Below are 10485 nucleotides of genomic sequence, written 5' to 3'. Positions count from 1 at the left end.
CATTATATATGTGTTTATAGTACTATGATTTGTTGCTCGGAAACACCAACAAACGCCACATTGGGGCGCTTGGCTCGAGCGTCACGCAACTTGCGACGCGCGCCACTAGGGGCGCCCGCCGACCAGGACGTGCTCGATGCGGTCCGCCGCGCTCGGGAGGTCCGTCAGCAGCTCCACCTTGTCCGGCAGGCCCGCCGGGTCCCAGCCCGGGCCGCACGCGAACAACCGGCTCCGCTGACGGCCGCGCGAGACGCGGGCGAACAGGCGCGCGTCCGCCACCCCGCGGCCGTGGGCCCACAGCACCACCGCGGCCGGCGCGCTGCGGCGGACCGCCACCGCCAGCACCTCGGCCGGCAGCGGGACCCCGAACAGCTGCGCGCCGATCCGCCGCCCCGCCAAGGACGCCGCCAGCGCGTACATCGGCATCGAGTCGCGCTCGTCCGGGACGCAGCCGAGGAGGACCGGGCGGGTGTTGCGGGGCTCGTCGAGCACCGGGGTCGCGCGGACCAGGGCCGCGAACACGCACTCCGCGAGCAGGTACTCCACCTCCGCCCCCGCGCTCGCCCCGCGCCAGCGCGCCCCCAGCGCCGACAGCACCGGCTCGATCACGCCCGTCCACGCCGGGAGCACGCCGAGCTCGGCGATGGTGTCCGCGAGCATCCGCTGGACTGCGCCGACGTCCATGGCCAGCGCCGCCGTGCTCAGCCTCCGCGCCAGGCGGGAGCGGACCTCGTGCCCGTCGTCCTCGACCGAAGACCCGGGCAGTTCGCCGGGCTCCTCCGGCTGGGGCGGCCCGGAGCGGGGGATCTGCTCGAGGGCGTAGCGCGCCGCCTCGGCCGTCGACGCGCCGCTCAGCAACGCTCGCTGCATCAGTTCGAGGCGGCCGATGTCGGACGTGCCGTAGCGGCGGTGACGGCCGTCGGTGTGCCGGCTGGGCCCCAGCCCGTAGCGGCGGTCCCAGGTTCGGAGGGTGGACGGCGCGACCCCGAGCCGGCGGGCGACCGAGGCCACCGGCAGGGTGGGTTCTTCGGTGCCCGACCCAGCTCCCACGAGCCTCAATATCCAGGCCCCCAGCGCGGTCGGCAACCGGAGGCGAAAGCCCTGCTCACACATCCGGGGGATGCCTAACGGCTGAATCGCGCCGGATCGCTTGAACAACTATTGGCGCGCTTCTAACGTTACCGCCGTTGCACCGAATGGAGTATCGGCACCACAGCAGAGCAGCTAGCGGCATCGACCGGATGACGGAGGCGGTCAGGATGGCAGACACGCGCAGGCTCCCAGGACCCAACGCCGACATGTGGGACTGGCAGCTCGAAGGGTCGTGCCGGGGGATGGACAGCGCGTCCTTCTTTCACCCGGACGGCGAGCGCGGCCCGGCGCGGGCCCGGCGGGAGGCCAGAGCGAAAGCCGTCTGCCTGAGCTGCCCGGTCTTGGAGATGTGCCGCAGCCACGCGCTGGCGGTGCACGAGCCGTACGGCATCTGGGGCGGGCTCTCGGAGTCCGAACGCGAGCACATCATCAAATCGGACAAACGCGCGCTCAGCATGTCCGGCGGCTGAGCGCGCCACAGACATCGGAGGGCGGCACCGGGTGGGGTGCCGCCCTCCGTGCCCTTCGAAGCACGAAAGCGGGGCGGCACTCCGGAGGGAGTGCCGCCCCGCTTCGTCGGAAATCAGTGCGAGTGGCCGTGGCCCGCCGCGGCGGGCTCTTCCTCGGCCGGCTTCTCGACGACCGACGACTCCGTCGTCAGCACGAGACGCGCGATCGAGGCGGCGTTCGCCACCGCGGACCGGGTCACCTTGACCGGGTCGACGATGCCGGCCGCCAGCAGGTCGGTCAGCTCGCCGGTGGCCGCGTTGAAGCCCTGGCCCCAGCCCTGCTCCTGCACCTTGTTGACGATGACCGCGCCCTCGTGGCCCGCGTTGGTCGCGATCCAGAACAGCGGCGCGACCAGCGCGTCCTTGACGATCCGGACGCCGGTGGCTTCGTCACCGGAGAGGCCGAGGCCGCCCTCGAGCTCCTTGACCGCGTGGACCAGCGCCGAACCGCCGCCGGGCAGGATGCCCTCCTCGACGGCCGCCTTGGTCGAAGCCACGGCGTCCTCGATGCGGTGCTTGCGCTCGTTCAGCTCGGTCTCGGTGGCCGCGCCGACCTTGATGACCGCGACACCGCCGCCGAGCTTCGCGAGCCGCTCCTGCAGCTTCTCGCGGTCCCAGTCGGAGTCGGTCGTCTCGATCTCCTTGCGGATCTGCGCGACCCGCCCGGCGATGGCGTCCTTGGAGCCGGCGCCGTCGACGATCGTGGTGTCGTCCTTGGTGACGACGATGCGGCGGGCCTTGCCCAGCGCGCCGAGGTCGACGTCGGACAGCTTGCGGCCGATCTCCGCGGAGATCACCTCGCCGCCGGTGACGACCGCGAGGTCGTCCAGGAACGCCTTGCGGCGGTCGCCGAAGAACGGCGCCTTGACCGCGACGGCGGTGATCGTCTTGCGCAGCGAGTTCACCACGAGGGTGGACAGCGCCTCGCCGTCGACGTCCTCGGCGATGATCAGCAGCGGCTTCTTGGCCTCGACGACCTTCTCCAGCACCGGCAGCAGGTCGGCCAGGGCCGAGATCTTCTCGCGGTGCAGCAGGACGTAGGCGTCCTCGAGGATCGCCTTCTGCTCCTCCGGGTTGGTCGCGAAGTGCGCCGAGAGGAAGCCCTTGTCGAACTGGACGCCCTCGGTGATCACCAGCTCGGTCGCCAGGGTCGACGACTCCTCGATGGTGATGACGCCGTCCTCGCCGACCTTCTCGACGGCTTCGCCGAGCAGGGCGCCGATGTTGGCGTCGCGGGAGGTCACGGTGCCGACCTGGGCGATGTTCTCGCGGCCCTTGACCGGGGTGGCCTTGGCCTTGAGGACCTCGATGACCTTCTCCGCGGCGGCCTCGATGCCGCGGCCGATCGAGGTCGGGTTGGCGCCGGCCGCGACGTTGCGCAGGCCGACCTTCACCAGCGACTGCGCGAGCACGGTCGCGGTGGTGGTGCCGTCGCCGGCGACGTCGTTGGTCTTGGTGGCGACGCTCTTGGCGAGCTGCGCGCCGAGGTTCTCGAACGGGTCGTCGAGCTCGACCTCACGGGCGACGGTCACGCCGTCGAGGGTGATGGTCGGGCCGCCGAACTTCTTGTCGAGCACGACGTGCCGGCCGCGCGGGCCGAGGGTGACCTTGACCGCGTCGGCGAGCTTGTTCACCCCGCGCTCCAGCGCGCGACGAGCGTCCTCGTCGAAGTTGATCTGCTTGGGCATAGCGTGTTCCGCTTACCTTTCTCTGGACGCAAGAACGCCCCGCTCCCCGGCGTTCTGCGGGGCCCGGGGCGTCATGCGCTGCGAGCGGACGTCAGTTGATGACGGCCAGCACGTCGCGGGCGGACAGGATCAGGTAGTCCTCACCGTTGTACTTGACTTCGGTGCCGCCGTACTTGGAGTAGATGACGACGTCGCCGACGTTCACGTCGAGCGGGACGCGGTTGCCCTTGTCGTCGATCCGGCCCGGGCCCACGGCCAGAACCTTGCCCTCCTGGGGCTTCTCCTTGGCGGTGTCGGGGATGACGAGGCCGGAAGCGGTCGTCTCCTCGGCCTCGCTCGTCTGGACGACGATCTTGTCCTCGAGCGGCTTGATGTTCACGCTCACCGGGTTGACCTCCACGGTCGTCGAAAGCGTTGGCAGGATGTGGTTACGGCTCTACCACCCCCGCCGTCGCGGGTGCCGGGGCTGTCGGGCCGTGCATTTAGCACTCTAGCCACGTGAGTGCCAGCTTCGCAAGGAGGGTCCACCCGACGTGCGACAGCGGCCCTGACCGGCCTCTTTGGGGCGGCCGCGGTGCACCCGCGCCGGTCACGGCATCGCCGCGCGGCAGCTCTTACCCCCGAGGTGAGTTTCTGGTTAAGTTCTCACCTCTGGCACCTGCACCTTGGGGGTTCATGCCCATGTCCCACCCCGTCCCGAGAACCGCGGCCGTCGCTGCCGCCGTCGCCCTGCTCGCCGGCCTGGCCGCGGCTCCGGCGCACGCCGATCCCACCAGCCAACGCCAACGCGACTTCGCCGCCGCCGCGAAGGAGTTCAACGTCCCGGAGAACGTCCTGCTCGGCGTCTCCTACCTCGAGTCGCGGTGGGACACCAACGCCGGGACGCCCAGCACCTCGGCCGGCTACGGCCCCATGCACCTCACCGACCTCCGCGCGGCCGGTGTCGCCGGCACGCACCACGACGAGGGCACCGAAGACGCCCGAGGCGACGACGCCCGACCGGCCGTGCGGCCGCAGGCCGGGCCGGCCGCTCCGCCGCCCACGCTGCAGACCGTCGACGAGGCCGCTCGGCTGCTCCGAACCGACGCACAAACGCTGCGCACGGACCCCGCGCAGAACATCCGGGGCGGCGCGGCCCTCCTCGCGAAGTACAACACCGACGGCAACTGGTACACCGCCGTCGCGCGCTACAGCGGCTCCGCGGACCAGGCCGCGGCGCAGACCTTCGCCGACGAGGTCTTCGACACGATCAAGACCGGCACCACCCGGACGACCGACGACGGCCAGCAGGTCACGCTGGCCCCGACGCCCGACGTCGTCGTCCCGCAGCACGCCGAGCAGACGCCGGCCGGCGTCGAGTGCCCGCGCCGGGTCACCTGCGAGTCCGTCCCGGCGCCGTACCAGGAGCTGCCGAAGGACGACTACGGCAACCACGACCTCGCGAACCGGCCCGAGAGCCAGCAGATCGACCACATCGTCATCCACGACACCGAGGGCTACTGGGCCAACGTCCTCGACCTCGTCCAGGACCCGACCTACGTCAGCTGGCACTACACCATCCGCTCGGCCGACGGCCTGATCGCGCAGCACGTGCCGACCAAGGACGTCGCCTGGCACGCCGGGAACTGGTACGTCAACGCGAAGTCGATCGGCATCGAGCACGAGGGCTTCGCCGCGAAGGGCACCTGGTACACCGAGGCGATGTACCGCACGAGCGCGAAGCTCGTCGGCTACCTGGCGCGCAAGTACGGCATCCCGCTCGACCGCGCGCACATCATCGGCCACGACAACGTGCCGGGCACGGTCCCGTCGACGATCGCGGGCATGCACTGGGACCCGGGCCCCTACTGGGACTGGTCGCACTACTTCGACCTGCTGGGCACCCCGCTCGGCGGGTTCGGCCTGCCCGGCTCGTCGCTGGTCACCATCGACCCGGTCTTCGCGAAGAACCAGCCCGCGTTCACCGGCTGCGACAGCCCCGGGACGCCGTGCACCCCGCGCGGCTCGGAGGCCGTCGTGCTGCACTCGGGGCCGAGTGAGTCCTCGCCGCTGCTGGTCGACGTCGGCCTGCACCCGAACGGGACGCCGTCGACCATGGACGTCTCCGACGTCGGCAGCCGGGTCGCGACCGGGCAGCGGTACGCCGTCGCCGAGGTCCGCGGCGACTGGACGGCGATCTGGTACCTCGGTCAGAAGGGCTGGTTCCACAACCCGCGCAACGCCCGGGTCGCGAAGCCCGCGATCGGCTGGGTCGTGACGCCGAAGCCGGGCCTCGCGACGGTGCCGGTCTACGGCCGCGCCTACCCCGAGCCGGAGGCCTACCCGGCCGGGGTGACCGTGCAGGCCATCACGCCGCTGCCGTACACCCTTTCCGCCGGCCAGAAGTACTCCTCGGGCGGGACCGTGGGCTCCGAGTACTACTGGGCGACCACCTTCGACCCGGCGGACCACGTGGTGGTGAAGGGCAAGCTCAAGTACGTCCAGATCCAGTTCGGGCACCGGATCGCCTTCGTCAAGGCCGACGACGTCCGGATCGTCCCGGCGTTCTGACCGCTCCGGTGGAGGTCGCGCTCACGCGTCGAGCGCGACCTTCACCCCGGCCGCCTGCTCGGTGTTGCGGCGCGTCTTCGCCCAGCCGTTGCGCCCGCGGACGAGCCGGAACAGCGCGCGCCACGACGTCACGTAGAACGTGTAGATGTACGCGGCGTACGCGAAGCCCATCCCCAGCCCGCGCAGGATGTTCTTGCTGCGCAAGCATTTCAGCTGGTAGATCGGGCCCCAGACGAGGAATGGCAGCAGCCCGAACGAGCCGTAGATGGCGAACAGGATCCAGGCGCCGCCGGTGAACCACGTCCACATCTGCGCCGGGTCGCCCGCGGTGCCCACCACCAGCAGGATGAACGGGATCGGGTACAGCAGCGAGCCGAGCAGCTGCAGCCACGGCTGGGCCAGGTAGTACATCATCTCCGCCGCGCCGAGCGTGCTGACGTGCGGGGAATCCCAGATCCGCCGGAGGTACCGGGCGCACTGCATGGTGCCCTGGCCCCACCGCGTGCGCTGCACGAGGAACCGCCGCAGGCTGTACAGACCTTCTTGTGACACATGGGAATCCGGGGTGAACCCGGTGCGCCAGCCCGCGGTGAGCAGGTGAACGCCGAGCTCGAAGTCCTCCAGCAGCGAGCCGCGCCACGGCTCCCCGGCCTCGCCGGCGATCGAGTCCAGCGCGGTGAGGCGGGTGAACTGGCCGTTGCCGCCCATGGAGATGGTGCCGGTGAACCCGCGGGACGTCTGGATCGCCGCGATCGCCGTGCGGAACTCCAGGTCCTGCAGCTGCGCGAGCTTCAGGCCGAACCAGCGGCCCACCGGGTTGCGGCCCGGCGGCGGGGTGTCGGTGTTGCCCATCCACACGTCGAGCTGGACCGCGCCGATCCCCGGGTCGCCGAAGAGGTGGTCCGCCGCGCAGACCTCGAGGCAGTTCGGGGCTGGGCGGCCGTCGGCGTCGACGACCACCACGACGACGTCGTCGCGGCTCGCGTCCGGGCCCATCCAGTCGTTCAGGGCGCGGTAGGCCGCGTTGAGCGCGTCGCCCTTGCCGGTGCGGGCTTCGGGGCGCACGCGCGGGACCAGGTGCAGGTACGGGTCGTAGCCGCCGTGGCGCCGCCACAGCATCCGGACCACGCGGGCGGTGCGGTCCTCCGAGTCGTCGTCGACGACCCAGACGTGCGCCTTGCGGAAGTTCGTCCGCAGGTAGCGGACGGTTTCGCGGATGACGGTCTGCTCGTCGCGGCACGGCACGAAGAAGTGCCAGGTGAAGCCGTCCGGGTCGCCGGCCGGGCCGGGCTTGCGGCGCAGGTACGGCACCACGATCACCACGACGTAGACGAGGAACGCCACGCTCATGGTCAGCGCGAACGCCTGCGTGATCGCCAGCAGGACCTTGACGCTCATGCCTTCTTCTTCCGCGTGGCCATCCAGACGAACAGGACGATCGAGACGGCGCCGCCGAACACGCTGACCATCGAACCGAGCAGCGTGTGGCCCCAGTAGTAGCCCTCGTCGGTGCCGAAGGCGTGCACCAGCCCGACGATCGTCAGAATGCGGAGCTGGTTCACCAGTACGACGACGAGCGCCGAAATGCCGAGCGAAAAGAACAGGCGCCGCGCATTCGACGGCCGGAAGTACAGCATGACCATCGTCACAACGAGCAGCGGGAGCAAAAGGAACGCCGACGAACATTCCGGCGTCATTCTCAACCCGAACGGAGCAGCGCCCGTCAACCCAAAGTAAACAGATTCCCGATCGGGTACCACATAGCCACCCGATGTAGTGAACAGATCGAGGATCGCGCCGGCGAGCCGCACTTCCAGTTCGCGGTAGAACCGCTCGGCCAGCACCACCACGACCCCCGCGGCGGCCAGCGCACTCAGCGCCGCGAACAGCGGAAACCGTGTCATTCCTGAGTTCGGAGCGCTCGCTACCGCCACGACGTTCCTCTCGGTGTCGATTTCCCGATCAAGTTGCGGGCACCGGCGAGCGTAGGACATGTGTGCCGCCCGTTTCCACTCGGAGGGGTGGAAAAGCCGCCCCAATCGGCTGGACCTTCGCCGAACTTGTTACGCCGATCGAGTGATGTCGAAAACGACCAGCGGAAACGGCGGCGAGCCTTACCCGATCCGGTGATTCGGGAAATTATGTGTGCTATTCGGCGTGGTCTTCGCGATAGTCGATCCGCGTGCCGAGTCGAGGCCAGCGAGTTCGATCCGCGCCGCCGTCACGCACCCCGGATAAATCCAGCGAATTCGGAGGACCACTTGATGAAGAGCTCCCTCGTGCGCCGCGGCGGCCTGCTCGCCGCGGTCGTGGCGAGCGTCGTGCTCGCCGGCGCGGCCCCCGCTTCGGCGGCCCCCGGCGACGGATCCGCGTACGGCGTCAAGGTCGACGTCAAGCTGCTCGGCCGGGAAGCGGTGAAGGCGGGCCCGTTCGCGGCCGCGAGCACCGCGGGGCCGGCCAGCAGCAGCCTGGCGAAGGTCGACCTGAAGGGCGTCCTGACCGCCGGCGCGATCAACACCGAGGCCAAGCGCGACGAGAATTCCGGTGCGGTGACGGCGAAAGCGAGCACCGCCGACGTCGGGCTGCCGCTGCTGAAGGCCGCGCTCGGCAACGTCGGCATCAAGCTCGTCGAGGCCGTCTGCACCGCGACGCAGAAGGGGATCGAAGGCAGCACGAAACTGGTCGGCGCGAACCTCGGCAGCGTCGGCGCGGTCGACGCGGCCCCGGCGGCGAACACGCAGATCAAGGTCGGTCTCGGCGACCTCAACGTCGCGACGATCATCCTCAACGAGCAGGTCAAGAACCCCGACGGCAGCCTCACCGTGAACGCCGTCCACGTGAAGCTGCTCGGCGGCGGGCTCAAGGCGCTCGGCTCGGGCGACGTGGTCGTGTCGTCGGCGACCTGCGGCCCGGCCGCGCCGCCGATGCCGCTGGCGTCCGGCGCCGGGCTCTGGATCGGGCTCGGCCTGCTCAGCGCCGTCGCGGTGCCGGTCGGGACGCGCATCTTCCGCCGCCGTTCCGCGCAGGCCTGAGCGAGGTCCGGATGTACAAGATGCCGGGCGCCGGAGTCGGCGTGGCCGGTGGTGGGGTCGGGACCCTCGCCGCCACCGGTGCCGACATCGGGTGGTGGCTGGCCGTCGGCGTGCTGCTGGTCCTGCTCGGGACCGTCGCGCTGATCGCCGTCCACCGCCGCAACCGCCGTCTCTCCCGGGCGCGGGATTGAGGAAGCGGGCCGCCGGCGTGTGCCCCTCGCACGCCGGCGGCCCCGCGGGTCGAAATTTGCTGGACACTGAGTGATGTGGAGAAGGGGCGACGCGGGGTGGACGTGATGTTGCTGGCCGGGACGCGGCCGGAAGCCGTCAAGCTCGCGCCGCTGGCCCTGGCGCTGGCGGCGCATCCGGTGCTGCGCCCGGTGGTGGTCCACAGCGGGCAGCACCCGGGCATGGTCGAGCAGGCCCTGGAGCCGTTCGGGCTGGCCGTGGACGCGTGGCTCGACGTGCCACCGCGGGTGACGGGCAGCCAGGCCGAGCTGGTGGCGGGCCTGCTGCCGGCACTCGACGACGTGCTGCGCCGCCACTCCCCGGCGGCGCTGGTCGTCCAGGGCGACACGACGACGACGCTCGCCGGCGCGCTGGCGGCGTTCTGGCTGGGCATCCCGGTGGTCCACCTGGAGGCCGGGCTGCGCACGCGCGACCTCGCGGCGCCGTTCCCGGAGGAGGGCGCGCGGCAGATGGTGTCCCGCATCGCGGCGTTGCACCTGGCCCCGACCCTCGCCGCGGCGGCGGCGTTGCGCGCGGAAGGCGTTGCGCGGCAACAGATCGCGGTCACGGGCAACACGGTGGTCGACGCGGTGCTGGAAATCGCGGCCCGCGACCTCCCGGCCCGCGACACGGCCTTGGCGCTGCTGGAGATGGAGCTCGCGGAGGCGGGCGAGCGGCTGGTGCTGGTGACGTCCCACCGCCGGGAGTCCTGGGGCGAGCCGTTGGAGCGCACGCTGGCGGCGGTGCAGCTGATCGTGGCCGAGCACCCGGACGTCCAGGTGCTGTTCCCGGCGCACCCGAACCCCCAGGTCCGCGCCCAGGTGGAGGCGGCGCTGGCCGGCCTCCCCCGGGTGACGGTGACGGACCCGCTGGAGTACCCGGACCTGGTCCGCGCGCTGAGGCTGGCTGCCCTGGTCCTGACGGATTCGGGCGGCATCCAGGAGGAGGCCCCGACGTTCGGCACCCCGGTGGTGGTGCTGCGCGACGTGACCGAGCGCGCCGAGGTGGTGGAGGCGGGCTGCGCGTGGCTGGCGGGCACGGACACGTCGCGGATCGTGGACCTGGCGGCGCGCCTGCTGAGCGGAGAGTTGCGCCCGGCCCAGGTGGGAAACCCTTACGGCGAGGGCAATGCGGCAGCGCTGGCGGTGGCGGCGATCGAGGAACTGCTGGGCGTGAGGGCCGTGACCCCGGCGACGGCTTCCTAGCGCGACCCGCCCCACGGCAACCGCCCCACCGCACGGCAACCCCGCCGCACGGCAACCCGCCAGCGGCAGCGTCGCCAACCGGACCACGGGACCCACACCCCCCGCAACCCCGATCCGAAGCCACAACACGGCCGACGGCGCCGGGTCAAGGCACGCTTTCCCGCCTTGACGCGGCGCCGTC

At 71.1% G+C, this 10485-nt stretch carries 10 protein-coding genes; 5 read left to right on the top strand and 5 right to left on the bottom strand.

Annotated elements, in window-relative coordinates; translation table 11 throughout:
• Positions 1 to 105 precede the first annotated feature (105 nt).
• Positions 106 to 1011, bottom strand: a complete 906-nt coding sequence (locus ACWEVN_RS42455) for a MerR family transcriptional regulator (protein WP_449686889.1) — start codon at positions 1009 to 1011, stop codon at positions 106 to 108.
• 248 nt (positions 1012 to 1259) lie between these two features.
• Between ACWEVN_RS42455 and ACWEVN_RS42450 the strand changes: the two genes are divergently transcribed.
• Positions 1260 to 1562, top strand: a complete 303-nt coding sequence (locus ACWEVN_RS42450) for a WhiB family transcriptional regulator (protein ID WP_033261506.1) — start codon at positions 1260 to 1262, stop codon at positions 1560 to 1562.
• A gap of 113 nt (positions 1563 to 1675) precedes the next feature.
• Here the strand turns inward: ACWEVN_RS42450 and groL are convergent, their stop codons facing one another.
• Positions 1676 to 3289 carry a chaperonin GroEL gene (groL, locus tag ACWEVN_RS42445; protein WP_310967607.1) on the bottom strand — a complete coding sequence of 538 codons (1614 nt, stop codon included), beginning with the start codon at positions 3287 to 3289 and terminating at the stop codon, positions 1676 to 1678.
• A 91-nt stretch (positions 3290 to 3380) separates the two neighbouring features.
• Complete coding sequence (groES, locus tag ACWEVN_RS42440; protein WP_004559922.1) at positions 3381 to 3674, bottom strand: co-chaperone GroES; 294 nt, start codon at positions 3672 to 3674, stop codon at positions 3381 to 3383.
• A 296-nt stretch (positions 3675 to 3970) separates the two neighbouring features.
• Here groES and ACWEVN_RS42435 point away from each other — a divergent pair, with 296 nt between their 5' ends.
• Positions 3971 to 5839: an N-acetylmuramoyl-L-alanine amidase gene (locus ACWEVN_RS42435; protein ID WP_452055058.1), complete on the top strand. Its 1869-nt coding sequence runs from the start codon at positions 3971 to 3973 to the stop codon at positions 5837 to 5839.
• Positions 5840 to 5860: 21 nt separating this feature from the next.
• Here ACWEVN_RS42435 and ACWEVN_RS42430 read toward each other — a convergent pair whose 3' ends face one another.
• Together ACWEVN_RS42430 and xrtP are read right to left on the bottom strand one after the other, a co-directional pair.
• Entirely contained in the window at positions 5861 to 7237 is a 1377-nt protein-coding gene (locus ACWEVN_RS42430) for a glycosyltransferase family 2 protein (RefSeq protein ID WP_452055057.1), read from the bottom strand.
• Positions 7234 to 7743, bottom strand: coding sequence for an exosortase P (xrtP, locus tag ACWEVN_RS42425; protein ID WP_452055060.1), 510 nt, complete (start codon positions 7741 to 7743; stop codon positions 7234 to 7236). Before xrtP ends, ACWEVN_RS42430 begins: the two co-directional genes overlap by 4 nt.
• A 360-nt stretch (positions 7744 to 8103) precedes the next feature.
• Between xrtP and ACWEVN_RS42420 the strand changes: the two genes are divergently transcribed.
• The 3 genes from ACWEVN_RS42420 to wecB all read left to right on the top strand — a co-directional run bounded on the left by ACWEVN_RS42420 (position 8104) and on the right by wecB (position 10304).
• Complete coding sequence (locus ACWEVN_RS42420; RefSeq protein ID WP_452055056.1) at positions 8104 to 8871, top strand: choice-of-anchor P family protein; 768 nt, start codon at positions 8104 to 8106, stop codon at positions 8869 to 8871.
• Positions 8872 to 8882: 11 nt separating this feature from the next.
• Positions 8883 to 9062 (top strand): LPXTG cell wall anchor domain-containing protein, encoded by a 180-nt coding sequence (locus ACWEVN_RS42415; RefSeq protein WP_310967614.1) that lies wholly within the window; start codon positions 8883 to 8885, stop codon positions 9060 to 9062.
• Positions 9063 to 9158: 96 nt separating this feature from the next.
• Positions 9159 to 10304 carry a non-hydrolyzing UDP-N-acetylglucosamine 2-epimerase gene (gene wecB, locus ACWEVN_RS42410; protein ID WP_452055059.1) on the top strand — a complete coding sequence of 382 codons (1146 nt, stop codon included), beginning with the start codon at positions 9159 to 9161 and terminating at the stop codon, positions 10302 to 10304.
• The last annotated feature ends 181 nt before the right edge of the window (positions 10305 to 10485 follow it).

This window comes from Amycolatopsis sp. NPDC003861 (assembly GCF_053605405.1).
The sequence above is the reverse complement of the archived record's forward strand: the minus strand, read 5'-3'. Positions and strand labels throughout refer to the sequence as shown.

Excerpts from the sequence above, each read along its gene's own strand:
- ACWEVN_RS42450 (WP_033261506.1), top strand. The coding sequence starts at position 1,260 with ATGGCAGACACGCGCAGGCTCCCAGGACCCAACGCCGACATGTGGGAC.
- groL (WP_310967607.1), bottom strand. The coding sequence starts at position 3,289 with ATGCCCAAGCAGATCAACTTCGACGAGGACGCTCGTCGCGCGCTGGAG.
- ACWEVN_RS42435 (WP_452055058.1), top strand. The coding sequence starts at position 3,971 with ATGTCCCACCCCGTCCCGAGAACCGCGGCCGTCGCTGCCGCCGTCGCC.
- ACWEVN_RS42430 (WP_452055057.1), bottom strand. The coding sequence starts at position 7,237 with ATGAGCGTCAAGGTCCTGCTGGCGATCACGCAGGCGTTCGCGCTGACC.
- xrtP (WP_452055060.1), bottom strand. The coding sequence starts at position 7,743 with ATGACACGGTTTCCGCTGTTCGCGGCGCTGAGTGCGCTGGCCGCCGCG.
- ACWEVN_RS42420 (WP_452055056.1), top strand. The coding sequence starts at position 8,104 with ATGAAGAGCTCCCTCGTGCGCCGCGGCGGCCTGCTCGCCGCGGTCGTG.
- ACWEVN_RS42415 (WP_310967614.1), top strand. The coding sequence starts at position 8,883 with ATGTACAAGATGCCGGGCGCCGGAGTCGGCGTGGCCGGTGGTGGGGTC.